The following is a 25,165-nucleotide window of genomic DNA, read 5'->3' as shown; positions in this document are numbered from 1 at the left end:
TCGGGGTTCACCTTAGCCAGCAGCGGTGACAGTGCGCATCTCCGGGTTGCACCTGCAACCCGGATTGCATCGGATCACGCCACCCGTGCAGGGCTCAGGAGTTGGGGGCCGCCACCGCCGCCTGGGGTCTGATGGGGAGGCGGTTTATTGGGCGGCCGGTGGCGGCGCGTACGGCTGCGGCCACTGCTGCCGGGGACGTCACCACGGGGATCGCCGAGGCGGGCTTGGCGCCGAAGGGGGCCACTACGTCGCGTTCTTCGATGAGTTTGACGATGCGAATTTCGGGTGCGTCCAGGGCGGTCGGGAGCGCGTAGCCGGTGAGGTCGGGGTGGCGGATCAGGCCGCGGGCGCTGCGGAGGTTCTCGGTGAGGGCGGCGCCGATGCCCTGGGTGATGCCGGCCTCGATGCGGGTCGTCAGCTGGGACGGGTTGAGGATCCGGCCGACGTCCTGGGCGACCGCCATCTCCACGACCCGGACGGAGCCGAGTTCGATGTCGACGTCCACCACCGCGCGGATCGCGCAGAAGGCGAGGCCGACGAAGGCGTCGCCCTGGCCGGATTCGTCGAGGGGTTCGGTCGGATGGGGGCGGCACTGGGCGGTGGCCCAGAGTTCCTTGCCGTCCATCGCTTCCGTGACCGTCGTGGACAGCACGCCGTCGTACGAGGTGATCTTGCCGTCGGCGATCTGCAGCAGCTCCGTGGACATGCCGAACTTGTGGGCCAGGGGCTGGAGGAGCTGGGTGCGGACCATCTTGGCGGCTCGTTCCACCGCCCCTGCCGACACCCAGGTGTGGCGGCCGTGCGTCGCCGGGCCCGCCGGGGGCTGGTCGGTGTCGACGGACGCCACGTGGACCTCTTCGATGCCCAGGGTCTCCTGGACGACCTGGCGGGCGAGGGTCGAGAAACCCTGGCCCGTCTCGACCGCCGCGCAGATGACCGTGGCGATGCCGTCGTGGACCCTGACCGTGGCCGTGGAGACCTCGTCGGCGCCCTCCGCGCCGAGCATGTGGACCATGCCGAGCGCGTAGCCGACCCCTCGGCGCACCGCACCGGGTTCGCCCGCGCCCTCGGGGCCGCCGGGCAGCAGCCAGTCGTCCTCCGGGGCGTCCTTGGGGAGGGCGGGGAGGGGGAAGTCCCGTACGGAGGCGAGGAGTTCGGAGACGGGTGCGGGGCAGGTCACCGTCTGGCCGGTGGGCAGGATGTCGCCGGTGGACAGGGCGTTGCGCAGGCGCAGTTCGGCCGGGTCGATGCCGAGCTTGGCGGCCAGCTTGTCCATCTGGCCCTCGTACGCCGCGCAGACCTGCATCGCGCCCTCGCCGCGCACATGGCCCGAGGGCGGGTTGTTCGTACGGACCGCCCAGCCCTCGATGAACGCGTGCGGGACGACGTACGGGCCGCAGGCGAACGCGACCGCCGCGGCGAGCGACTCGGACGACGAGTCGGCGTACGCGCCCGCGTCGAGCAGGATCTGTGCCTCGACCTTCACCAGCCGCCCGTCGGCGTCCGCGTGGTGGCGGTAGCGCAGCAGCGTCGGGTGGCGGTGGGAGTGGCCGAGGAAGGACTCCTCACGGGTGGCGGCCAGCTTGACCGGGCAGCCGGTGCGCAGGGCGAGCAGGCCGAGCGGAAGCTGGAAGCCGGGTTCCTCGCGGTCGCCGGTCGCGCCGGGGACACCCGTGACGACGACCTTCACCCGGTCCGGTTCGAGGCCGAAGCAGGCGGCGGCGAGATCGCGGTCGGTGTGCGGGTCGGTGGAGGCGGTGTAGATCTCCACCCCGCCGTCGGGACGGGGCACGGCGAGTCCGGCCTCGGCACCGATCGGGGCCGGGTCCTGACGGCCGATGCGGTACAAACCCTCGACGACGACCTCGCCGGTGGCGTCCGGGTCCCCGTAGCGCAGCGGGATGTGGCGGATCAGATTGCCGTCGGGGTGCAGCGGTTCGGCGGCGAAGGCCTTCTCCGGGTCGGTGACCGGTTCGAGGACCTCGTACTCGACGGCGATGGCCGCAGCGGCGAGCCTGGCCGTGTCGGGATGGTCGGCGGCGACCGCGGCGATCGGCTCGCCGTGGTGGCGGACCAGGTCGGACGCGAAGACCGGGCGGTCGACGACCCTGCGGCCGTACGAGCCCTCCCCCGGGATGTCCTCGTGCGTGATGACGGCGCGTACCCCCGTCATCTCGACGGCGGCCGAGGTGTCGATGGACAGGATGCGGGCGTGCGGGTGCGGGGAGCGGAGGACCGCCGCCCAGAGCAGGCCCTCGGCCCAGAGGTCGGCGGCGTACGGGAAGGTGCCCTCGGTCTTGGCGCGCGCGTCGGCGGGCGGCAGCGAGACGCCGAGGCCGAGTGCGGGCGGCTCGGTCTCGGGGCCTTCGGTCGCCGGGGTGGTGATCCGTGTGCTGGTCGCGTTGGCAGCGGTGGCTGCGTCGTTGCTCACGCCATGCCTCCGTCCTGCGGGTGCGACTGGACGCTACCGGCGCCGGGGGCCGCCTGGTGCGGGATGCGGGCCTCGTCGGGCTCCGGGGACGTGGAGTCCGACGAGGCGGGGTCGGTGGTCGCCTCACGGCCTGCGACGACCTCGTTGACGGCGTCGAGGACGCCGCGGTAGCCGGAACAGCGGCAGAGGTTTCCGCAGAGCGCCTGGCGCGTCTCCAACTCGCTGGGGGCGTGGTTGCCCTCCAGAAGATCGTGGACGGTCATGGCCATGCCGGGGATGCAGAAGCCGCACTGGACGGCGCCGCACTTGGCCAGGGCACGCTGGACGTCGGACGGCTCGCCGTCCACGGCGAGGCCCTCGACCGTACGGACCTCGCTGCCGGCCGCGGTCGCCGCGGGGACCAGGCAGGAGGCGACCAGCCGGCCGTCCACCTGGACGTTGCACGCGCCGCACTCGCCCTGCGAGCAGCCGTCCTTGGCACCGGCGAGGCCGAGGCGCTCACGGAGCACGTAGAGGAGCGACTCGCCGATCCAGGCGTCGGTGACGGGGCGGTCGGCGCCGTTCACATGCAGGACGTAGGAGGCGGCGGGGTGCTCGCTGGGGGCGCCGAGCAGCCCGGAATCGGCCTGCTCGGAATCAGCCTGCTCGGAATCGGCCCGCCCGGCTTCGACCGGCTCGGATTCGACCAGCTCGGGTTCGACCGGTCCGGATTCGGCCGGCGGGGAGTCTGCCGGTCGGGAGTCTGACGGTTGGGATTCCGGGGAGTCGGTGTCGGGCGGCCCGGATTCCGGGGACTCGGTGTCGGTGGCGGCGCCGGCGGCGACGTCGTGCGACTCGTCGAGGGCCGTCTCCGGTGACTGTCCGGCCGGGTACGGCTCGGGCGCGGCCTCCGCCGGATGATCGGAGGGAGCCTCGCCCGCGGCGGTGGCCGGGGCGGTGTCGGGGGCGACGGCGGGGGCCGTCTCCTGCGCGAGGTTCGCTCCGGGGACGGATAGGGGGAGGGGGCCGTCCTCGACGGGCTCCGTCTCCCGTGCCGCCTCAGGGGCCCGTGCCGCCTCGGGGGCCTGTTCGAATTCGGCTCCCGGCGCATGCTCCGGCTCGATGTCGGCCGGGGGTGCCGGTTCCGCCACGAGCTCGGGCTCAGGACCGGGCTCCGAGGCGGGCTGCTGCGTCGCCCACGGTGCGGGCGCCCCGCCCGGCAGCGTGGCCGGCGGAGTCCGGTCCCCGTACCACTGGGCGGCCAGGGCCGAGGCGGCGAACTCGCCGGACTCCTCCGGGAGATCACCGTCGGCGACCGGGATCGTCCACTGACCGGTGTGGCCATCATGGTTGGAGTGGCTGGCGTGGGTGGCGTGGGTGGCCTGACCGGTGTGGTCGGCCTGGTCGGCTTGGCCCGCGTGACCCGCGTGACCCGCGTGGTCGGTCTGACCGGTCTGACCGGCCTGACCGGCCTGACCGGCCTGACCGGCCTGACCGGTGTGGACGCCGAACTCCGTGGACTCGGTGAAGTTCCACTGGCCCGTGGCCGACGGCGTCTCCCGGTACTGCTCCTGCGAGAACGGATCGTGAGGGGCCTGAGGAGCCTGAGGCATCTGAGGCGCATCAGGGGACTGCTGGTACTCGTACCCGTAGTCGTACGGGCCCTGCTGCTGGTTCGGGTCCGGCCAGTGCACCGTCCCGGGTGCCGGCTGCTCCGCTGCCGTACCGCGCTCCTGCTGGCTCTGCGTCTGCACGACCCAGCTGCCCGTGGCCGACGGGTCGAGCCCGGCCGCCGGTGTCAGCGGCAGGATCATCGGCGGTACGTAGCCCTGGCCGGGCGCGGCCAGCGGGATGTTCGCCAGGTCCTCCGGCGGCAGGTGGACGAAGGCGGTCGCCCCGTCGTCGTACTCGCCGCCCTGCGGCGTCGGCTGCCAGCTCCCGTGCTGCAGGTGCTCCTGCTGCCCGTGCTGTTCGTTGTGGTCCTCGTTGCTCACGACAGTGCCCTCCCCAGCGCGCGTCGGGCCAGCGCGGCGACGGTCCGCCGCAGATGCAGTACGGCGGGGGGCAGCGGTGGCGCCTCTCCCCCGTCGGCGGGCGGTACCTGGTCCGGGATGCAGGCCGCGGCGACGTACTCGCCGAAGGCGGCCAGCGCGTCGGGAGCCAGGCCCCGTTCGCCGTCCCAGTCGATCAGTGAGGCGATCCAGCGTTCGGCCTCCAGCGGCCGCAGCGGCATCGGCGCGATGGCGCCGACCGCGCAGCGCACCCCGCGCCGGGCCGGGTCCAGGACGATCGCGACGGATGCGGTGGCCCGGCCGGGACCGGTGCGGCCGGTGGCCTTCAGGAAGACCTGGGGGGCGTGCAGCAGCGGGACCCGGACGAAGCCGATGAGTTCGGCGGGTTCGAGCATGTCGCGGCCGGCCAGCAGGTGCGAGACCGGGATCTCGCGGCGGGCGCCGCCCGGACCCGCGATGACCAGCTCGGCCTCCAGCGCGGCGAGCACCGGCAGGGCGTCGCCGGTCGGGGCCGCGGTGGCGATGTTGCCGCCGAGCGTTCCGGCGTTACGGATCTGGGGCGGGCCCGCGGCGCGTGCCGACGCGGCCAGCGCGGGGATGAGGGCGGCGAAGTCGGGCCGCCCCATGCGTGCGTGGGTGAGTCCGGCGCCGAGCAGGGCGTGGCCGTCCTGGTAGTGCCAGCCGCGCAGCTCGCTGATCCGGCCGAGGCCGACCAGACCGGAGGGGCGCAGCAGCCCCTTGTTGACGGCCGACATCAGGTCTGTACCGCCTGCCACGGGAACGGCGGCGGGCATGGCGCCGAGCGCCGCCACGGCCTCGTCGAGCGAGGCCGGCAGCGTCACGGACTGCGTCGCCTGCGGTGCGTGCGTGGTCAACCCAGCTGCCCCTTCCCGGTGTCCCGGCTGTCCGGCTGTTTCGCCGTACGGTACGTGCTCAAAGCCTGGACGTGGCAACTCTGGCACATCTTCGGATCGGACCGACGCGAGGGTCCGCGAAGGGCGTATCCATCCCTGATCAGGGGAATGTTCCCGTTTCGGCCCGCTTCGGTCCGCTTCGACGCAGAGTGTGAATTGTGACTCTTCGCCATGCCTTGCCGCCGATTGTTCCGTTGCGGTGGCCATTGCGGTGTTCCGTTGCCGTGTTCCATTCCAGCAGGGCGAGTTCCGGACAAAAAAACTGCCGGCCGGAGTCCGGGTGCGGTCGGGATCACACGTTCGGCGGCGCCCCGTCGATGGGTCGTCCCAGCACACCGGGGCGCTGCTGCCGGGGCAACGGACCACTCGGCGGCCGGTAGTCGACACCGAGGGCGTCAAGCCGGCCGTAGTGCGTGGTCATTCGGCGTTCGAAGCCCGCGAAGTCCCGGTCGCCGGGGGCGGGCAGCGGCGACCAGGCGACCTCCGCGAACGCCGCGAGGCGCGGGAAGACCTGGTAGTCGACGCGGGCCCGGTTCTGCATCACCTCGGTCCAGACATTGGCCTGGGTGCCCAGGATGTGACGGGCCGCCTCCTCGGAGAGGCCCGCCGGTACGGGTTCGAAGCGGTAGACGTCCTCCAGGGTGCGGACGAAGCCGATGGGCATCGGCTCGTCGGGTCCGCCGTCCTGACGGTGGTCCAGGTACACGTGCTGCTCCGGGCACATGACGACGTCGTGGCCGGCCTCGGCGGCGGCGATGCCTCCCCCGTAACCCCGCCAGGACGACACGGCGGCGCCCGCCGGGAGGCCGCCCTCCAGGATCTCGTCCCAGCCGATCAGCCGGCGTCCGCGGGCGGTGAGCCAGGTGTCGAAGTGCCGGATGATCCAGGACTGCAGATCGTCCTCGTTGGCCAGGCCGAATTCGTCGATCCGGGCCTGGGCGACCGGCGACTCCTTCCACTGGTCCTTGCGGCATTCGTCGCCGCCGATGTGGATGAACGGCGAGGTGGCGGCGGGGAAGAGGTCGAGCACCTCTTCGAGGACGCCTTCGAAGAAGCGCAGGGTGTTGTCAGTGGGGGCGAGTACGTTCGCGTTGATGCCCCAGGTGTCCCAGACGGAGAGGGTGGTGGTGTCGATGACGTCGGTGTTGCCCAGTTCGGGGTACGCGGCGATGGCGGCCTGCGAGTGGCCCGGTACGTCGATCTCGGGGACGACGCGGATATACCGCTCGGCGGCGTACGCGACGATCTCGCGGATGTCGTCCTGCGTGTAGTAGCCGCCGTGCGGGGTCTCGTCCCACAGCTCGGACGCCCGGTGGCCGTGCTTGGTGCGGGGCCGCCAGGAGCCGATCTCGGTGAGCCGCGGGTAGCGCTTGATCTCGATGCGCCAGCCCTGGTCGTCGGTGAGGTGGAAGTGGAAGACGTTCAGCTTGTGCGCGGCGAGGAGGTCCAGATAGCGCAGGACGTCGTCCTTGGGCATGAAGTGCCGTGCCACGTCGAGCATCATGCCGCGCCAGGCGAAGCGGGGGCTGTCCTCGATGTCCGTGACGGGGATCGTGCGCCGCGCGCCGGGGCTGACGGGCGCTCGGCGGAAGGCTTCGGGGCCCAGGAGCTGACGGAGGGTCTGCGCGCCCCAGAAGACCCCGGCGGAGCTGCCTCCGGTGATCTCGACGCTCCCGCCGGCGCCGGTGCTCAGCCGGTAGCCCTCCGGCTCCAGTGCCGGGTCGATGGCCAGCCGGACGGTGTTCGCGGCGGGCTCGCCGCCCGGGGCAGCCGGCTGCGGGGAGAGCGGCAGGCCGAAGGCGGCGCCGAGCGTGGTGCGCAGCCAGCGTTCGGTGCTCTCCGTGCCGGGGCCCGCCGTGATGGTGGTGGACGGGTCGAGCTGGAAGCCGCACCGCCCTTCACCACCGACGCGCACGGGTGCCGGGATCAGGCCGGTGATCGGGGCGGCAGTCCGGTCGGTGGTCGGGTCCATGTCCATGTCCATGGCGTCAGTCCTTTACCGCTCCGCCGAGTCCGGAGACCAGGCGGCGCTGTACGAGTACGAAGAAGACCAGCACGGGAATGGTCATCACCGTCGAGGCTGCCATGATCCCTCCCCAGTCGTTCTCATCGGGTTTGAAGAAGACCAGCAGCGCCATGGGGAGCGTCGACTGGGAGGTGTCGCTGATGATGAACGACTTCGCGAACAGGAAGTCGTTCCAGGTGGAGATGAACGAGAAGACGCTGGTCGCCACGAGGCCGGGGAAGACCAGCGGGAAGAGGATCTGCCACAGGAAGCGGGTGCGGCTCGCCCCGTCGATGTACGCGGCCTCCTCCAGCGCATCCGGTACGGCCTTGACGAAGCCGCGCAGCATCCAGATCGCGAACGGCAGCGAGAAGGCGAGGTGCGGCAGGATCAGCGAGCCGAGCGTGTTCAGCTGGCCGAAGTCCCGCATCAGGAAGAACAGCGGGATGGTCAGCGCCTCGACCGGCACCATCTGCGCGACCAGGAACATGATCAGCAGCGTGGTGCGGAAGCGGAACCTGAACCGGGTCACCGCCGTCGCCGCCAGGAAGGCGATCAGCGCGGAGGCGATGACGACCGTTCCGGCGACCAGCAGGCTGTTGAGGAAGTACCGCCCGAAGTCGTTCTGTTCGAAGACCCGGCGGAACGAGTCCAGGGACGGCGACAGCGTCCACGGGCGGGGGTCGGTGGACTGGATCTCGCCGGCCGGTTTGAGGGCGGAGAGCACCATCCAGTACAGCGGGAAGGCGACCGCGGCGGCGATCAGCAGGGACGCGGCCTCGGCGGCCAGCCGGCCGGGCCGGCGGATGCGCAGCATGCTCCGTGCGCTCATAGTTCCTCCCCCTGGCGCCGCACCAGGCGCAGATGGACGAGCGTGACGGCCAGCAGGATCACCAGCATCACGACGCCGATCGCCGAGCCGAGGCTGTACTGCGAGGACGCGAACGCCTTCTGGTACGCGTACACGTTGAGCACCAGGTTCTGGCCGGCGATGCCGCCGCCGCTGGTCATGACGTAGATCTGGGTGAAGACCTTGAAGTCCCAGATGATCGACTGGATGGTGACGACGACGAGGATCGGCCGCAGCATCGGGGCCATGACCGACCGCCAGATCCGCCACTGCGAGGCGCCGTCCAGCGCCGCCGCCTCCAGCACCTCGGTGGGGATCGCCCGGATGCCCGCGTACACCGTCACCATGACGAACGGGAACGAGCACCACAGGACTTCCAGGAGCACCAGGGCGAAGGCGCTGTAGCGCCCGTACGTCCAGGAGAAGTCGCCGAGCCCCAGCACCCGGTTGACCGGGCCGAAGTCCGGGTCGAAGAGAAACACCCAGACGGTGGACCCGGTGATCGCGGGGGTCGCCCAGGCGCCGAGCGCGGCCATCATCAGCGCGAGCCGCGGCAGGGCCCGGATGCGGGTCAGCAGGACGGCGAGCGCGCAGCCGACGAGGAGGGTGGCCAGTACGCAGGTGGCGGCGAAGACCACGGTCGCCAGGAGCACCTGCCAGAACTGGCTGTCGCCGAAGAGGGTCGCGTAGTTCCCGAACCCCTGGAAGGTGGTCGGCTCACCACCGCTGACCTGGGCCTGGGTGTACTCCAGGAAGGAGATCAGACCGAGTTGGTAGATCGGGTAGACGAGCAGCCCGCCGAGGAGGACGAGTGCGGGCAGGAGATAGAGCCAGGGGGTCCAGCCGGAGCGGCGCGCGGACGGGGCCGGGCGGCGCCGCCGGAGCGGGCGGGTGGAGGTGCCGCCCGCTCCCGACGTGCCGCCCGCTCCGGACGTGCCGGGCGCTTTGTACGCCGTACTGTTCGCGGTCATGATCAGCCCGCGTCGGCGAACGCGGCGTCCATCTTCTTCGCCGCGTCGTCCGAGGCCTTCGCCACGTCCTTACGGCCGCTGACGATCTCCTGGAACATCGTCGGCAGGACCAGCGAGGAGTCGATCTGGCCCCAGCCGGGCGAGGCCGGGACGGACTTCGCCCCCGCGCCGAGCGTCTTGACGAACGGCTCGACGAACGGCTCCTTCTTCGCGGCCGCGGCCCGCACGTCGGTGTACGTCGGCAGGAAGCCCATCGCGTCGAACATCTTCGTCTGCGTCCGCTTGCCGGTCAGGGACTTCATCAGGTCCACGGCGAGGGTGCGGTGCGAGCTGCTCTTCAGTACGCCGATGTTGTTCCCGCCCGCGAACGCGGGGGCGACGGAACCCTCGGCGACACCGGGCAGCGGCACCACCGCGTACTTGCCCTTCACCGACCCCGCCTCGACGGCCGCGTGGCTGAAGTCGCCGCCGATCGCCATGGCGGCCTTGCCCGAGGCGAACGCGGTGACGGTCGCGTTGCCGCCCATGGCCGCGCACTTGGCGGCCGGACAGTTGTCGTCGCCGAAGAGCGAGGTGTAGGCCTCGATGCCCTTGCGGGCCTTGTCGCCGTTGATGGCCGCCTGGTACGTGCCGCCGCTCTCGTCGGCGAGTTCGCCGCCGGCCGCCCAGATGAACGGCATCGCGCCGTAGGTGTACGCGCCGCCGACCGCCAGTCCGTACAGGTCCGGCTTCTTCTTGTGGATCTTCTTCGCGGTGGAGATCAGCTCGGCCTGGGACTTGGGGGCCTCGATCCCCAGCTCCTCGAAGACGTCCGTGCGGTAGTACAGGGCCCGTACGCCGACGAAGAGCGGGGCCCCGTAGATCTTGCCGCCGACCGTCACGGACTGCTTGGCGGTCGGGTCGGTGTCCTTCGCCTCGTCCCAGGCGGCGAACTCGGCACTCACATCGGCGAGTCCGCCGTCCCTGACGTATCCGGCGGTGTCGGTGTTGCCGTACTCGATGAGGTCCGGGGCGCTCTTGGGGTCGTTGAACGCCGCCTTGATGCGCTGCGCCCGGGTGTCGACCGGTATGTACTCGATCTCGACCTCCGCGTCCTTGTGGGCCTTCCTGAAGTCGGCGACCGCCGCGTCGACGACCTGCTCCTTGGGCTTGTTGCCGACTTCCTGGAACAGCCAGACCCGCAGCGTGCCGGTCTTCTCGTCCCCCTTGGCTCCGGTGTCGGAGGTCTGCGGCGCACAGGCGGTGGCGGTGAGACCCGCCAGCACAAGCGCCGCGGCCGGGGCGGCAATTCGGGCAGACAGCTTCATCCGGGAACCCCTCCGGTAGGCGTTGCAACATACGCAACGTGCGTTTCGTTCCGCACAACTGGCAGGAGAGTAGGTGCGCACGCAGACGCCGACAAGTGGTCTCTACCACTCTGTGACCCGGGGAAGCAGTCCGTGCAACGCAAAAGGCCCCCGGGGCGCGCTTCAACGCGCGCCCCGGGGGCCCGAAGCAGTGGTCGCCGGACGGCTCCGGACTACTTCTTGTCCTTGCCGCCCTTGCCCTTGTCCTTGTCGCCACCGGCGCCCATGGACTCGTAGATCTCCTTGCACATGGGACAGACCGGGTACTTCTTGGGGTCGCGCCCCGGTACCCAGACCTTCCCGCACAGTGCGACCACGGGGGTGCCCTCCAGGGCACTCGCCATGATCTTGTCCTTCTGGACGTAATGGGCGTAGCGCTCGTGGTCGCCGTCGCCGTTCGACACCTGCGGCGTCGGCTCCACGAGGGTTCCGGTACCTGCCCCGCGCTCGGGCTCAAGAGTGCTCATAACCGCCAAGGGTACCGACAGCCCGGAGCTTCAGTTCAGCGAAGGGTCGTCCGGGTACGTGGCGATCATCGCCAGTTCGCTGCGCTGACGGCGCAGGACCGCGCGCCAGAGGTGTTCCGGGCGCGGGAAGGAGACGTCCCCGGGTTCGGACTCGACCACGTACCAGGCGCCCTCGGTCAGTTCGGTCTCCAGCTGACCGGGTCCCCAGCCCGCGTACCCGGCGAAGATCCGCAGCGAGCCGAGCGCCGCGGCCAGCAGCTCCGGCGGTGCCTCCAGGTCCACCAGGCCGATCGCCCCGTACACCCGGCGCCAGCCGAGCGGCCCCTCGTCGCCGGGGATGACGGCCACGCCGAGCGCCGAGTCGAGCGAGACCGGGCCGCCCTGGAAGACGACGTCCGGTTCGCCGGTCAGGCCGGCCCAGGGCGTGAGGATGTCGACCACGCCGACCGGGGTCGGGCGGTTCAGGACCACGCCGAGTGAGCCCTCCTCGTCGTGGTCGAGGAGCAGCACCACCGCGCGGTCGAAATTCGGGTCCGCGAGCGCGGGTGTGGCCACGAGCAGTCGCCCTGTGAGCGAGGACACCTCGGTCATGGCAGAAATGATCCCGCATCTTCGCTCCTTGCGGGGACCAAGTGGGCCGCCCGGTCCCCGGATGGGCCGCGGCGCAGCTCAGGGCGCACGGGTGCACGGGGAGCGCGCATTCCGGAGAACCATGCGGACGGTCACCCTCCGCAAGGCCGGGGAAGCAGAGCGTGTTGTGGCGGATTCATGACGTTCGTACACCCCCTGTTCTCTTACGGAATGGGGGCAGTGGGCCATTACTCTTTCGTTTGGCCCCCTGCCCGACCACTCCGGAACGCGAGATTCATGACCGGCACAGACGATGTCCTGCTTGTCCACGGCGGAACCCCGCTCGAGGGCGAGATCCGCGTCAGAGGCGCCAAGAACCTGGTGCCGAAGGCAATGGTCGCCGCGCTGCTCGGCAGCGGGCCCAGCCGGCTGCGCAACGTGCCCGACATCCGCGACGTGCGGGTGGTCCGGGGGCTGCTGCAGCTGCACGGTGTGACGGTCCGGCCCGGTGACGAACCGGGCGAGCTGCTCCTGGACCCGACCCATGTGGAGAGCGCGAACGTCGCCGACATCGATGCCCACGCGGGCTCGTCGCGCATCCCGATCCTCTTCTGCGGCCCGCTGCTGCACCGGCTCGGCCACGCGTTCATCCCGGGGCTCGGCGGCTGCGACATCGGCGGCCGGCCGATCGACTTCCACTTCGACGTGCTGCGGCAGTTCGGCGCGACCATCGAGAAGCGGGCGGACGGGCAGTACCTGGAGGCCCCGCAGCGGCTGCGCGGCACGAAGATCCGGCTGCCGTACCCGTCGGTGGGCTCCACCGAGCAGGTGCTGCTGACGGCGGTACTCGCCGAGGGCGTCACCGAGCTGTCCAACGCGGCCGTGGAGCCGGAGATCGAGGACCTCATCTGCGTACTGCAGAAGATGGGCGCGATCATCTCGATGGACACCGACCGGACGATCCGGATCACCGGTGTCGACCGGCTGGACGGTTATACGCACCGGGCGATCCCGGACCGCCTGGAGGCGGCCTCCTGGGCGTCCGCGGCCCTGGCCACCGAGGGCAACATCTACGTACGGGGCGCACAGCAGCGCTCGATGATGACGTTCCTCAACACCTTCCGCCGGGTCGGCGGCGCCTTCGAGATCGACGACGAGGGCATCCGCTTCTGGCACCCGGGCGGCGCGCTGAACGCCATCGCCCTGGAGACGGACGTGCACCCCGGCTTCCAGACCGACTGGCAGCAGCCGCTGGTGGTGGCGCTGACGCAGGCCTCGGGCCTGTCCATCGTCCACGAGACGGTGTACGAGTCGCGGCTCGGCTTCACCTCGGCGCTCAACCAGATGGGCGCGCACATCCAGCTCTACCGCGAGTGCCTGGGCGGCTCCGACTGCCGCTTCGGCCAGCGCAACTTCCTGCACTCGGCGGTCGTGTCCGGGCCGACGAGGCTGCAGGGCGCGGATCTGGTCATCCCGGACCTGCGCGGCGGTTTCTCGTACCTGATCGCCGCGCTGGCGGCGCAGGGCACGTCGCGGGTGCACGGCATCGACCTGATCAACCGCGGCTACGAGAACTTCATGGACAAGCTGGAGAAGCTGGGCGCGAAGGTGGAGCTGCCGGGCGGGGCGCTGGTCTGAGACCGGGCGGGGCGCCGGTCCGGGACCGGGCCGGGCCCTGCCGGGTACCGGGCGCCGGACGGCTGCTGACGGGGGTTCGGGGCGCTGCCCCGGGCCCCCGTTTCCTTGCCGACCGGGCCCCTGCCCCTCGATACCGGGCCGTAGAGGCCCAGAACGGGGCCTCTCGGGCCGGTACGCCGAAGGGCGGTCACCCTGGTGGGGTGACCGCCCTTCGGCGCGCCTGTGGGGCTTACTTACCCTTGGCGGCTTCCTTGAGCTTGGAGCCCGCGGAGACCTTCACGCTGTAGCCGGCCGGGATGTTGATCGGGTCGCCGGTCTGCGGGTTACGAGCGGTGCGAGCGGCACGGTGGGTGCGCTCGAAGGTCAGGAAGCCGGGGATGGTGACCTTCTCGTCGCCCTTGGCGACGATCTCACCGACGGTCTCGGCGAGGGCGGCCAGCACGGCGTCGGCGTCCTTGCGAGTCACCTCGGCGCGGTCGGCCAGGGCGGCCACCAGCTCACTGCGGTTCATGTTGTTACTCCCGTGTTCTTCTTGCCTGTGAGGCGTGAGATCGAAGCCGATGCTGCCAGGGCCCTCGGACAGTCCCCGGACCCGGGTCTGTCGTCAGACCCTCGCGCCCGATTACGCATCCTGCCCCCACCTGCGGCGGTAACGCCAATCCGGCACCCTCCGGAGTCACACGAAAAGCGCCACTGCCTCGTCGTGGTGACGTTCCGTCGACTCTCCGAAAGCGTTCCGCAGCGGATGCGGGCCTCGGCGGGACGCGCCGCCCGCCCACCCTAAAGGGGCGTTTGGGGCGCCGCGACCCGCGACGCGCCGTAGTCCGGACCGACGTGCGGCGCCGGGGGCGCGGACGACGCCCGCAGGAGGCCTGCCGGGTCCTGCCGGCGGAGGCGGGTCAGCCGAGGTCGCCCGAGGCCTTCGCGGTGCCGCCGGCCGCCTTCGCGGCGCCCCGGACTGCGCCGGCGACCGCGCCCGCGACCCGGTCGTTGAAGACCGACGGGATGATGTAGTTCGCGTTCAGCTCGTCCTCGGCGACCACGTCGGCGAGGGCGCCCGCCGCGGCGAGCATCATCTCCGTGTTGACAGTGCGGGACTGAGCGTCCAGCAGGCCGCGGAAGACACCCGGGAAGACCAGCACGTTGTTGATCTGGTTCGGGAAGTCGGAGCGCCCGGTGGCGACAACCGCCGCCGTCTGACGTGCGATTGCCGGGTCCACCTCGGGGTCCGGGTTCGCGAGCGCGAACACGATCGCACCGTCGGCCATGGCGGCGACATCGGAGCCGTCCAGCACGTTCGGGGCGGAGACGCCGATGAAGACGTCGGCGCCCACGACGGCCTGCTTGAGGGTGCCGGTCATGGACTCCGGGTTGGTGTTGTCGGCGATCCAGCGCAGCGGCGAGTCGGCGTCGGCGGAGACGAGGTCCTCACGACCGGCGTGCACCACACCGTGGATGTCGGCGACGACGGCGTGCTTGACGCCCGCGGCGATGAGGAGCTTCAGGATGGCCGTACCGGCCGCTCCGGCTCCGGACATGACGACCCGTACGTCCCCGATTCCCTTGCCCACCACGCGAAGCGCGTTGGTCAGCGCGGCCAGGACGACGATCGCGGTGCCGTGCTGGTCGTCGTGGAAGACCGGGATGTCCAGGGCCTCGCGCAGCCGTGCCTCGATCTCGAAGCAGCGGGGGGCGGAGATGTCCTCCAGGTTGATGCCCGCGAAGCCGGGGGCAATCGCCTTGACGATCTCGACGATGGCGTCGGTGTCCTGGGTGTCCAGGCAGATCGGCCAGGCGTCGATGCCGGCGAACCGCTTGAAGAGGGCCGCCTTGCCCTCCATCACCGGGAGGGCGGCCATCGGGCCGATGTTGCCGAGACCGAGCACGGCGGAGCCGTCCGTCACAACTGCGACGGAGTTGCGCTTGATGGTGAGGCGGCGGGCGTCCTCGGGGTTCTCGGCGATGGCCATGCAGACCCGGGCCACGCCCGGGGTGTAGATCATCGAGAGATCGTCACGGTTGCGGATGGGGTGCTTGGACGCCATCTCGATCTTGCCGCCGAGGTGCATCAGGAACGTACGGTCGGAGACCTTGCCCAGGACGACACCCTCGATGCCGCGCAGGCCCTCGACGATCTCGTCCGCGTGCGAGGTGGAGGTGGCCGCGATGGTGACGTCGATCCGCAGCTTCTCGTGACCGGAAGCGGTCACGTCGAGGCCGGTGACCGATCCACCGGAGGACTCCACGGCCGTGGTGAGCTGGGAGACCGCTGTGCCGCTCGCGGGCACCTCCAGCCTGACCGTCATCGAGTACGAGACGCTGGGCGCCGTTGCCATGGCCGAGTCCTTCGCTTTCCTTAGCTTCATTGCCGCGCGACCGGGGCGCTCGCCTCGGACACGCTTCCCGATCGTCGCACCTACTGGCCGGTAGCCGGTAATGACTGCCACTCTTCGGAAAGTACTTTCCACCATACGAGATATGACCGCTTCAGCGGAACCCCCACCCGGCCCCGGCCGGATTCGGTACCGGCCATCGCCGTGAGGCGGGGCACCACCTGCGCGGGAGCGGGGGCGCCCCCTGCGCGGGAACGGACTCCGCAAACACGAACAGACCCGCGCCACCGGAAGGTGACGCGGGTCTGTCTTCTTGGTCGAGCGGCACCGACCCGCCATGCTCGCCTCGCGGCAAGTGGTCGCTCGTAGCGACGAAGGTTGGGCCCGGGGGCTTGGATCGAGCCGGTGCCGACACCAGGCTAACAAAGACCCCGAAGAAGTGATTCCCCGCAGCACAGGTTGACCCGAAAACAGTCCGCCCCGAGAGGCCCCGGCCTGTCCGCCCCTGATCCGCCGGACAGGCCCCAGGTCCTCGCCGCCCCCGCCCGGCCCCGTCTCAGTCCCTCAACAGGTCCGGGACACCGTCCTCGTCGGGCAGGTCCCGCTCCCCCGAGACCACCGTGAGCTGCTGCGTCGCACGCGTCAACGCCACGTACAGCACCCGCAGGCCGGCCGGGGACTCGTCCGCGATCTCCGCGGGCGAGACGACCACCGTGGCGTCGTACTCCAGGCCCTTCGCCTCCAGGCTGCCCAGCGCCACCACCCGTTCGCCGAGCTCGGCGAGCCAGCCGCGGGCCTGGGCCCGGCGGTTCATCGCGACGACCACACCCACCGTGCCGTCGACCTCGGCGAGCAGCCGCCGCGCCTCCTCGCGCACCGAGGCGGCCAGATCGCCGTCCCGTACGGTCTCGAAGCGCGGCTTCACGCCCGTGGAGCGGACCGCGGCCGGTGACTCCATTCCGGGCATCGCCAGCGCCAGGACCTTCGAGGCCAGCTCGGCGATCTCCGCCGGGTTGCGGTAGTTGACCGTGAGGGTGAAGCGGCGGCGCGGCCGGTTGCCGAGCGCCTCGTCGCGCGCGCGGGCGGCCTCGTCCGGGTCCGACCAGGAGGACTGCGCCGGGTCCCCGACGATCGTCCAGGTGGCGTGCCTGCCGCGGCGGCCGACCATCCGCCACTGCATGGGCGTGAGGTCCTGCGCCTCGTCGACGATGACGTGCGCGTACTCCGTACGCTCCGCCGCCAGCCGCTCGGCACGCTCGCGCTGGGTCTCCTCGCGCTGCGGCATCAGCTCCTCCAGACCGGAGAGCTGGTCCAGCGGGTCGAGTTCGCGCTTCTTCTTCGGCCGGTGCGGTGTGCCGAGCAGCGTCTGCAACTCGTCGAGGATGGCCACGTCGTGCACGGACAGCGGCCCGTTCCCGTCGCGGTCGAGCCGCTTCAGGGAGCGGGCGAAGCGGCGTACCTCGCCCTGGTTGAGGACCCGGCGGGCCCAGCGGCCGAGCCGCTTCTCGTCGGCCATCGCGGCGAGCACCCCGCGCGGGGTGAGCTCGGGCCACCAGGCGTTCAGGAAGTCGAGGAAGTCCGTCTCGGTGGAGACGTCCTCGTCGAAGGAGGAACGCAGTTCGGCGGCGAGCTCGGGGTCGGTGTAGCGGCCCCGGCCCGAGGACTTGTTCCACAGGGCGTCCAGGAGCATCCTGCGGGCGCGCGGGCGCAGCAGGTTGACCGGCGCGGTGCCGCCGAGGACAGCCTGCCGGATGCGGTGCAGCTCGTCGGCGTTCAGCTCGACGCGGGCGCCGAACGCGACGACCCGCAGCCGGGTCGGGGTGGCGGGGGCCCGGTCGCCGTCGCCGGCCCCGTCCGCCCCGTCCGCCGCGTCGCCGAAGGACAGCTGGCCGTCCCGGTCCGCCGCCGCCCTGCGGGAGGTGCCGGGCTGTTCCAGCGCGCCGCGGGACGCCTTGCGCAGTACCTGGAGCATCCGCGAGGAGCCCTTGATCCGGGCGACGGCGGGCTCGTCGTAGGTGGTGGCGCCCTCGACGCCGGCCGCCTCGTCGGAGAGCGAGCCGACCGCGCGGATCGCGACCTGCCCCTCCTCGCCCAGCGAGGGCAGCACGCCCTCGGTGTACGCGACCAGGAGCGGGGTCGGCGAGACGACGAGGATGCCGCCCGCGTAACGCCGCCGGTCCTGGTAGAGGAGGTACGCGGCACGGTGCAGGGCGACGGCCGTCTTGCCGGTGCCGGGGCCGCCGGAGACCTCGGTGACGGAGGCGGCGGGGGCCCGGATCACCAGGTCCTGTTCGGCCTGGATGGAGGAGACGATGTCCCGCATGGTGTGGCTGCGGGCCTGTCCGAGCGCCGCCATCAGGGCGCCGTCGCCGATGACGGGCAGCTTGTCGCCGCCCAGGTGCGCGGTCAGCTCGGGGCGCATCAGGTCGTCCTCGACGCCGAGGACCTTGCGGCCCTTGGAGCGGATGACCCGGCGGCGTACGACCCTGCCGGGTTCCTTCGGCGTCGAGCGGTAGAACGGTGCGGCGGCCGGGGCGCGCCAGTCGATGACCAGCGGCGCGTAGTCGGAGTCGAGGACCCCGATCCGGCCGATGTGCAGCGTCTCCGCGATATCGGCCGAGCTGTCGTCGCGGACGGCGTCGTCGGCGGGTTCGACGGAGGTGTACGCGCCGTCCGGGCCGCGTTCGCCGTCCTTGCCGAGCAGCAGATCGATCCTCCCGAAGAGGAAGTCCTCGAACTCGCTGTTCAGCCGGTTGAGGTGGATTCCGGCCCGGAACACCTGGGCGTCGCGCTCGGCGAGCGCTCCCGGGGTGCCGACCTGGCCGCGCTTGACGGCGTCATGCATGAGAAATTCCGCCTCGTGGATCTTCTCCTCAAGGCGGTGGTACACACGGTCGAGATGTTCCTGCTCGACACCGATTTCCCGGTCCCGCAACGAATCGACAGCGGCATCCTGCGCGGCCACCGAGGCCCCCTTCTGACGTGCATTGGGCAGCCGTCAACCTTATGCGAAGGGGGACCCGCCGCGCACCTGCCGCGCATATCGAAATGGTCCGCAGACGATCTCGGTCAGGCATCGACCTCGACCAGCCGCCTGCCGTCGAACGTACGCACCTCGAAGTGGTCGATGTCGCCCCGGTCCATGGCCGCGCCGCCCTGGACACGGAGCGGGTATGTCGCGCCCGGGTGCCGGGAGTCCTCGATGCCGTATCCCCGCTCCGGTACGGACCAGGAGGTGACGACCTCCTCCTCGCCGGTCTTCGACACCGCGATCAGGCGGCATTTCCGCGGACCCGTGACATTCCTGAGCTCCAGCACGGTGCTGGTGCCCCAGGGCTTCCTCTCCATGCCGATCGTGGCGTCGGCCTTGGTGACGGGGTCGGTGGCCCGTACCTTCTCCGGCATGCGCCGGAGGGGGGTGCCCTCGTCGGTGCCGGTGGGGTACGGGCCCGCCGCCCGCGTCGACGGGCCGCCGTTGCCGCTCGCCATGACCGCGACCACCGGGCCGCCGATGATCAGCGCCACCGCCGCCGCCACCAGATACCCGGACCGGCGCCTGCGCCGGGCCCGCCCGGCCGCCACCTCGTCGACGAGCCGCTCCAGCACGCGGGGGCCGGGCGGGCCCGGTACGTACCGGACGGGGCGGGCGCCCGGCACGGCGGCCGGGGGCCCGGAGAGCCTCGCGAGCACGGGTTCCAGGCCGGCGAGCTCGTCGAGCCGGGCGGCGCACCGCTCGCAGCCGGCCAGATGCGCCTCGAAGGCGGATGCCTCGGCATCGTCGAGAACACCGAGGAGGTACGCACCGGCGGCGTCGTGCCCTGAGGGGGTGCGGGGGCTGGAGGGGGTGCGGGGGTTGCGGGGGTTGGAAGGGGCGGAGGGGGTGGAAGGGGCGGAGGGGCCGGTCGGCCTGAGGCCGAAGGGCTCCCACTCGTGGTCGTCGTTCATGCCGTGATCCCCCTCTCCTCCAGGGCGAGCTTCATCGAACGCAGTGCGTAGAAGACCCGGGACCGTACCGTCCCGCTCGGGATGCCCAGCACATCGGCCGCCTCGTTGACCGTACGGCCCTTGAAGTAGGTCTCGACCAGGGCTTCCCGGTGCGCCGGGGTCAGATCGTCGAGCGCGTCGGAGAGCGTCATCAGCCACAACGCCTTGTCCATCTCGTCCTCCGCCGGAATGGCCTCCAGCGGCGAGGGATCGACCTCGGGCGGCCGGGCCTGCCGACTGCGGTGGGCGTCGATGACGATGCGCCGGGCGACCGTCACCAGCCAGGGGCGGACCGATCCGGTGGCGCCGCCCAGCCGCCCGGCGTTCTTCCAGGCGCGGATGAGCGTTTCCTGCACCACGTCCTCGGCTCGCTGCCGGTCGCCGGCGACCAGGCGGAGCACGTACGCGAACAACGGCCCGGCGTGTTCGCGGTAGAGCGCCCGCATCAGCTCCTCGTCCGGAACGGCGGAAGGCTCCGGGGACGGGGGCGGATGCGGCGACGGATGCGGTGATGGGCGCGGCTCGTTGCGATGTCGAGCCCTGTGCGGACGGTCATCGGCCACGGCCGCTTCCTTGCGCACCCGCACCTCCCGGTCGGCCTTGTGGAGCTCCTCGGTCATCGAATACGGGGGCGGGCCGCGATCCGTTCAAAGCAGCCTCAGGATTCTTTACGGCACGGTCGTGTCCACCACCGGAACGGTCGCGTCCGGCACCGTCGCGGTCGCATCCGGCATCGCCGCGCCCGCCGTTCGGCGCCGGTGCCGGGCCACCCGCTCGCGATTGCCGCACACCTCGCTGGAGCACCAGCGGCGACGGCGTCCGCGCGAGGTGTCCAGGTAGAAGCGGCGGCAGTTGTCGGCCTCGCAGCGGCGCAGTCCGGCCCGTGCCACGGGGTCGGTGAGGAGTTCCACGACGTCGCGGGCGACGGCGGCCAGCAGCGCCCCGCACTCGGGATCGGCGCTCAGCGCCCGCACCAGCTTGCCGCCCCTGCCGCGCACGGCCCGCAGCCCCGGCGGCGCCCCGGCGGCGAGCGCGTTGACCCGTTCCAGGGCGCTCCCGGCGCCGCGGCCGCCGAGCTCGGCCGTCAGCAGCCGGTCGACGCCGGTACGCAGCTGCCGGAAGCGCACCACCCAGGACTCGTCCACGGCGTCGAGGCGGGTGCCGCCCGGTACGAGTCGGGCGGCGACCAGCCAGTCGGCGAGCCGCTCGGCGCCGTCGAGCAGTTCACATGCACCGGTGGTCCCGATCCCTGTCGCCACCAGGTCGAGGCAGGGCCGACCGGAGTCGAACCGCCAGTCGCACGAGCTCTTGCCGGCCGCCATGCGCATGTCACCGCCTCGGGTCACCGGTGGGTCTCCCCCAGGGTGCCCCTCGCGGGGCCCACCCGGAACCCCTGCTGCCCCACGGGTCGTCGTGCGCGGGGCCGTACGGTGGCCGGATGAGCGACAATCTCGGTACCACCGTCCTTTCGGCAGGCCCGCTGCTGCTCCGGCCCTGGCGAGCCGACGACGCCCCGGCCCTGGTCGAGGCGTACCGCGATCCCGCGATGCGCGCCATGCTGCTGACGCAGGTCATGGACGAGGCGGGGGCGGAGCAGTGGCTGCGGGCGCAGCAGGAGGGGCGGGAGTCCGGCAGCCGCTTCGGTTTCGCGGTGGTGGACCGCGACCGCGGTGGTGCCTTGGTCGGCAACGTGGCGCTCAAGTACCCCGCACCGGGCTCCGACAGCGCGGAGGTCGGCTACTGGACGGCGGCGCCCGCCCGCGGCCGGGGGGTCGCGCCGCTGGCGCTCGGGGCGCTCGGCGACTGGGCGTTCGAAACGTTCGCCGGGGACGGGCTGACGCGGCTGGACCTGCTGCACCGGATCGACAACGAGGCGTCCTGCAGGGTCGCGGAGAAGAGCGGTTACGGCTTCGTGGAGGTGCTTCCGGCGCGGCCGCCGTGGCCGCTGGACGGGCACCGGCATGTGCGGCTGCGCGCCGGGGATGTGCGGCGTACCAGGGATCTCCGCCCGTAGCCGTCCGTCCCCGGCCGGCCGCTCAGCCCGTGGGCGGGCCGTCGTGCAGGATCCGCTGGAACAGGAAGTGGTCGCGCCACTCGCCGTTGATGTGGAGGTAGCGCGGGGCCGTCCCGTACTGCTCGAAGCCGCACTTGGCGAGCACCCGCTGCGAGGCGACGTTGTCCACCATCGTCCCCGCCTCGACCCGGTGCAGGCGCAGCCCGTCCCTGGCCACCTCGCAGATCCGCTGCACGGCGGTCGTGGCCAGACCGCGGCCCGCGTACTCGACATCGACCCAGTAGCCGAGCGTCGCGCTGCGGAACGGCCCGAGCACGATGCTGTTCAGGTTGAACCCGCCGATCGCGCGGTCCGCCTCGTCGGCGAGCACCCAGGGCATCCCACGCCCCGCGTCACGGTCCGCGAGCATCCCGGCCAGCCGCTCCCGCTGCCCCTGTTCGGTGTAGAAGGAGTCGGGCCGCACGGGCTCCCAGGGCTGCATGTACGCGCGGCTGCGGGTCAGCGAAACGGCGAGGGAAGCGGCATCGGCCGGGGCGGCGGGACGGAGTCGTACCTCCGCGTCGAGCCGGTGGATGTCTTGGATCATTCCCGCACGCTATCCCGGTGCGGTTCCGGCCCCACGGCCGGTGCGGTTCCGGCCCACGCCTGCCCCGCGCCCCCTCACTGCGCCGCGTGCTCCCGCTCCGCCAGGGCCGTCAGCCGGTCGAAGGTGCGGATCAGCTCGGCGCGTCTGTCCTCCTTGTACTCCTGCTTGGGCTCCAGGTCGTCGATGGTCCGCTCCCACACGTCCATGAACTTCTTCTTCCAGCCCTCGACCACCGCCACCTCCGGCACGCCCGCGCCGACATACCCCTGCTCCGCGATCAGGGACAGCAGCTCGACGTTGCACGGCACGGCGACGCCCCAGTATTCGTCGGCCTCCAGGACGACCGGGTCGTCGGCCATCGCCTCCTCGATCTCCGAGACGAGCCGTCCGGTGATGCCCGACAGATGATCCGCAGCCGTGTCACTGTCGAAATTCCCACTGCCCCAGGTACCCACGGAGCCCCCTTCCACTGGTCTTTCCATGGTCTTTCCTGCTTGCCTCTGTTCTAGCAAGGAGGACTGACAACGAGGGCTGACAACAGGGTCGGCAAGGGGACGTCAACGGGGCCCTAGCAGGCCGGACCGCTCCCCGGACCGGCGTCCGGGCCGTCCGTGGCCGCCGGGTCCAGCGCCAGCCGGTAGCCGCGTTTGACGACCGTCTGGATGAGGCGGGGCGCGCCCAGTGCCGTACGCAGCCTCGCCATGGCCGTCTCCACCGCGTGCTCGTCGGTGCCGCCGCCGGGCAGTGCGCGCAGCAGGTCGGCGCGGGCCACCACCCAGCCCGGCCGGCGGGCCAGGGCGTGCAGCAGCACCATTCCGGCGGGCGGCACCGGGCGCGGTTCGCCGTCGACGATCACGGCGTGCCCCCGGATCTCGACCCGGTGTCCGGCGACCGGCAACGCGGGTGCCCTGGCGGGGAGTTCCTGGCAGAGCAGCTGGACGAGCGGGGCGAGCCGGAAGCGTTCCGGCTGGACGGTGTCGATGCCGCGGGCCTGCAGCGGCAGGGCGGTGACCGGTCCGACGCAGGCCACGAGGACGTCGTCGCGCAGCGCGCCCAGGAGTTCCGGGAGCAGTCCGCGTTTCTCGGCCCGGCCGAGCAGCGAGGCGGCGGCCGGGGCGCTGGTGAAGGTGAGCGCGTCCAGGTCGCGGGCGAGGGTGCTGTCGAGCAGCCGGTCGAGCGGGGCGATGTCCTCGGGGTCCGTCCAGCGGTAGACGGGTACCGAGAGGACCTCGGCGCCCGCGGCGCGCAGCGACTCGACGAAGCCGGGGAGGGGTTCGCCGTGCAGTTGGAGGGCGATGCGGCGGCCCGCCACGCCCTCGTCCAGGAGCCGGTCCTGCACCTCGGCCATGGACTCGGAGGCGGGTGACCACGCCTCGGTCAGCCCGGCGGCCCGGACGGCGCCCTTGACCTTGGGGCCGCGGGCCAGCAGTTCGGTACCGTGCAGGGCCTCCAGCAGCCGGTCGCCGAGGCCCCAGCCCCCGGCGGCCTCGACCCAGCCGCGGAAGCCGACCGCGGTGGTGGCGACGACCACGTCAGGGACGGTTTCGATGATTGCCCGGGTGACGGCGAGGAGTTCGCCGTCGTCGGTGAGCGGCACGATCCGCAGGGCGGGTGCGTGCAGGACCGTGGCGCCCCGTCGTTCGAGCAGCGCGCCGAACTCCTCCGCGCGCCGTGCGGCGGTCACCCCGACGGTGAAGCCCGCGAGGGGCCCGTGCTGTTCGTCCTCGTGCATGTCGTGCATATGGTCTTCCCGGCTCTCGTACCGCTGCTGCCCGATGATGCCGAGGGGCGAGCCTGCCAATGATGCGTGACAGGGCTGGTTCACCCGTATTTCCCGCCGGTTACGTCACCTGACACCGAGCGGACATGGTCCTGCCCCGACGCCGCTGAACAGCGACTTCCCGGCCTCGGGTCCGGTGGGATCGGGTCCGGCGAAGGTATACGCGCGGTTGACGGTCTCCCCGGTCGACGACTGGCGCGGTCAGTCGGGATTCGCCATCAGGGACGTGTCGGGCCCGGGTAGCCAGCTGCCGCCGGGACGGATCAGCCAGCCCTCCTCGGCACCCAGTTGTTCCGCGGCTTCGCGCAGGGCGTCGAGGCCGGGGTGGCGCAGCCCCTTGCGCCAGACCAGCAGGAACGGGGAGAGCGGTACGGGCCGGACCAGCGGTCGCAACACGGTGCCGGGCATCGGAGGGAAGTCGGTCACGCACAGGATCGGGTAACGCGGCGACTTGGCCATGACCCGTTGGAACTCGGCCACACCGATCGCGAGCGGGACGGGGGGCGCCAGCGCGATGCCCCATTCGGCGAAGAGCAGCCGGGCGAGGTCCGTCCACTCCGGGGTGCGGGGGTTTCCGGCGCCCGCGTAGACGGTCTCGCCCGCCAGATCGTCCAACGCGACGGCCTCGTGCGCGGCGAGCGGGTGATCGGCGGGGAACAGCACGGCCATCGGCTCGTACCGCACCGGCTGCACGCCGAGCCGTGCCCGTACCGCGGGGTCGAGTCCGGCGGCGCGGCCGAAGGAGACATCGAGCCGCCCGGCGAGGATCTCCCCCGCGGCCCAGGTCAGGCCGCTCTCGAAGCGCGCCATCAGCTCGCACGCCGGGGCCAGCTCCCGTGCGCGGGCGAGGACGCGGGCGGCCGTCATGCCGTCGGTGTTGAGGTCGACGAAGAGCGGTCTGACCGCGGGATCGGCGAAGGCGGCGGCGAGCTCGTCGTGCGCCTCCAGCACCCGCCGCGCGTGCGGGAGGAGCCGGTCACCGTCCGGGGTGAGGGAGACCTGCCGGGTGGTCCGTACGAACAACTCGGCGCCCAGTTCGCGCTCCAGCCGGCGGATGTCCCGGCTCAGCGCCTGCTGCGCGATGTAGAGCCGGGCCGCGGCGCGGGTGAAGTGCAGTTCCTCGGCGACGGCGACGAAGGCCCGGAGCAGCCGGGGATCAGTATGGGTATGCGTCTGGGTGCCCGCATCGGCAGCGAAGGAGGCCACCCCCAGAATTTACAACACAGATGCGTTAATCGGTACGGAGAAGGTGTTGGACCCCGGAGACCGTGCGCCCCGAGGCTTG

At 71.7% G+C, this 25,165-nt stretch carries 21 protein-coding genes; 2 read left to right on the top strand and 19 right to left on the bottom strand.

All coding sequences use genetic code 11. The features are described 5' to 3' along the window. Nucleotides 1-94: 94 nt before the first annotated feature. The 9 genes from OG520_RS25300 to OG520_RS25260 form a co-directional block, all read right to left on the bottom strand. Nucleotides 95-2,431: a xanthine dehydrogenase family protein molybdopterin-binding subunit gene (locus OG520_RS25300; protein ID WP_406014699.1), complete on the bottom strand. Its 2,337-nt coding sequence runs from the start codon at nt 2,429-2,431 to the stop codon at nt 95-97. Further along, complete coding sequence (locus tag OG520_RS25295) at nt 2,428-4,404, bottom strand: 2Fe-2S iron-sulfur cluster-binding protein (protein WP_406014698.1); 1,977 nt, start codon at nt 4,402-4,404, stop codon at nt 2,428-2,430. Before OG520_RS25295 ends, OG520_RS25300 begins: the two co-directional genes overlap by 4 nt. Beyond that, nucleotides 4,401-5,297, bottom strand: a complete 897-nt coding sequence (locus OG520_RS25290) for an FAD binding domain-containing protein (RefSeq protein WP_385323791.1) — start codon at nt 5,295-5,297, stop codon at nt 4,401-4,403. The genes OG520_RS25295 and OG520_RS25290 overlap by 4 nt, the downstream gene beginning before the upstream one ends. A gap of 331 nt (nt 5,298-5,628) precedes the next feature. Next, nucleotides 5,629-7,320: a beta-N-acetylhexosaminidase gene (locus tag OG520_RS25285; RefSeq protein ID WP_406014697.1), complete on the bottom strand. Its 1,692-nt coding sequence runs from the start codon at nt 7,318-7,320 to the stop codon at nt 5,629-5,631. A 4-nt stretch (nt 7,321-7,324) separates the two neighbouring features. Further along, a complete protein-coding gene (locus tag OG520_RS25280) occupies nt 7,325-8,173 on the bottom strand; it encodes a carbohydrate ABC transporter permease (RefSeq protein WP_406014696.1) in 849 nt (282 codons plus the stop codon). Beyond that, on the bottom strand, nt 8,170-9,162 hold the full coding sequence (locus tag OG520_RS25275) for a carbohydrate ABC transporter permease (RefSeq protein WP_406014695.1): 993 nt from the start codon (nt 9,160-9,162) through the stop codon (nt 8,170-8,172). Before OG520_RS25275 ends, OG520_RS25280 begins: the two co-directional genes overlap by 4 nt. Before the next feature lie 2 nt (nt 9,163-9,164). Beyond that, a complete protein-coding gene (locus OG520_RS25270; protein ID WP_406014694.1) occupies nt 9,165-10,469 on the bottom strand; it encodes an extracellular solute-binding protein in 1,305 nt (434 codons plus the stop codon). Between the two features lie 212 nt (nt 10,470-10,681). Beyond that, entirely contained in the window at nt 10,682-10,975 is a 294-nt protein-coding gene (locus tag OG520_RS25265) for a DUF3039 domain-containing protein (RefSeq protein WP_072484142.1), read from the bottom strand. Between the two features lie 30 nt (nt 10,976-11,005). Further along, on the bottom strand, nt 11,006-11,566 hold the full coding sequence (locus OG520_RS25260; RefSeq protein ID WP_399331986.1) for a YqgE/AlgH family protein: 561 nt from the start codon (nt 11,564-11,566) through the stop codon (nt 11,006-11,008). 276 nt (nt 11,567-11,842) lie between these two features. Here OG520_RS25260 and murA point away from each other — a divergent pair, with 276 nt between their 5' ends. Next, complete coding sequence (gene murA, locus OG520_RS25255) at nt 11,843-13,183, top strand: UDP-N-acetylglucosamine 1-carboxyvinyltransferase (RefSeq protein ID WP_399331988.1); 1,341 nt, start codon at nt 11,843-11,845, stop codon at nt 13,181-13,183. 229 nt (nt 13,184-13,412) lie between these two features. Here murA and OG520_RS25250 read toward each other — a convergent pair whose 3' ends face one another. The 6 genes from OG520_RS25250 to OG520_RS25225 form a co-directional block, all read right to left on the bottom strand. Next, a complete protein-coding gene (locus OG520_RS25250) occupies nt 13,413-13,694 on the bottom strand; it encodes an HU family DNA-binding protein (protein WP_003968811.1) in 282 nt (93 codons plus the stop codon). 388 nt (nt 13,695-14,082) lie between these two features. Continuing rightward, nucleotides 14,083-15,519, bottom strand: a complete 1,437-nt coding sequence (locus tag OG520_RS25245) for an NAD-dependent malic enzyme (protein ID WP_406014693.1) — start codon at nt 15,517-15,519, stop codon at nt 14,083-14,085. A 553-nt stretch (nt 15,520-16,072) separates the two neighbouring features. Continuing rightward, on the bottom strand, nt 16,073-18,481 hold the full coding sequence (locus tag OG520_RS25240) for a HelD family protein (RefSeq protein WP_406014692.1): 2,409 nt from the start codon (nt 18,479-18,481) through the stop codon (nt 16,073-16,075). Nucleotides 18,482-18,585: 104 nt separating this feature from the next. Then, nucleotides 18,586-19,461 (bottom strand): zf-HC2 domain-containing protein, encoded by an 876-nt coding sequence (locus OG520_RS25235; RefSeq protein ID WP_406014691.1) that lies wholly within the window; start codon nt 19,459-19,461, stop codon nt 18,586-18,588. Then, nucleotides 19,458-20,087 carry a sigma-70 family RNA polymerase sigma factor gene (locus OG520_RS25230; RefSeq protein WP_406016563.1) on the bottom strand — a complete coding sequence of 210 codons (630 nt, stop codon included), beginning with the start codon at nt 20,085-20,087 and terminating at the stop codon, nt 19,458-19,460. Before OG520_RS25230 ends, OG520_RS25235 begins: the two co-directional genes overlap by 4 nt. An 81-nt stretch (nt 20,088-20,168) precedes the next feature. Continuing rightward, a complete protein-coding gene (locus OG520_RS25225; RefSeq protein ID WP_406016562.1) occupies nt 20,169-20,822 on the bottom strand; it encodes a CGNR zinc finger domain-containing protein in 654 nt (217 codons plus the stop codon). Nucleotides 20,823-20,938: 116 nt separating this feature from the next. On the opposite strand from OG520_RS25225, the gene OG520_RS25220 reads away from it, so the two are divergent. Next, the gene (locus OG520_RS25220) at nt 20,939-21,514 is read left to right on the top strand and encodes a GNAT family N-acetyltransferase (RefSeq protein ID WP_406014690.1); all 576 of its coding nucleotides are present in this window, start codon (nt 20,939-20,941) and stop codon (nt 21,512-21,514) included. A gap of 22 nt (nt 21,515-21,536) precedes the next feature. On the opposite strand, the gene OG520_RS25215 is transcribed toward OG520_RS25220, so the two are convergent. The 4 genes from OG520_RS25215 to OG520_RS25200 all read right to left on the bottom strand — a co-directional run bounded on the left by OG520_RS25215 (nt 21,537) and on the right by OG520_RS25200 (nt 25,086). Then, nucleotides 21,537-22,100, bottom strand: coding sequence for a GNAT family N-acetyltransferase (locus OG520_RS25215; RefSeq protein ID WP_406014689.1), 564 nt, complete (start codon nt 22,098-22,100; stop codon nt 21,537-21,539). A 74-nt stretch (nt 22,101-22,174) separates the two neighbouring features. After that, nucleotides 22,175-22,555 (bottom strand): DUF4259 domain-containing protein, encoded by a 381-nt coding sequence (locus OG520_RS25210; protein ID WP_399331999.1) that lies wholly within the window; start codon nt 22,553-22,555, stop codon nt 22,175-22,177. 113 nt (nt 22,556-22,668) lie between these two features. After that, on the bottom strand, nt 22,669-23,841 hold the full coding sequence (locus OG520_RS25205; RefSeq protein ID WP_406014688.1) for a uroporphyrinogen-III synthase: 1,173 nt from the start codon (nt 23,839-23,841) through the stop codon (nt 22,669-22,671). Between the two features lie 240 nt (nt 23,842-24,081). After that, complete coding sequence (locus tag OG520_RS25200; protein ID WP_406014687.1) at nt 24,082-25,086, bottom strand: LysR family transcriptional regulator; 1,005 nt, start codon at nt 25,084-25,086, stop codon at nt 24,082-24,084. Nucleotides 25,087-25,165 lie beyond the last annotated feature (79 nt).

Origin of the sequence: Streptomyces sp. NBC_00984 (assembly GCF_045162475.1) — a bacterium.
Taxonomy (GTDB): domain Bacteria; phylum Actinomycetota; class Actinomycetes; order Streptomycetales; family Streptomycetaceae; genus Streptomyces.
Note: the sequence above shows the minus strand (reverse complement) of the source record. Positions and strands in the feature narration are given on the sequence as shown.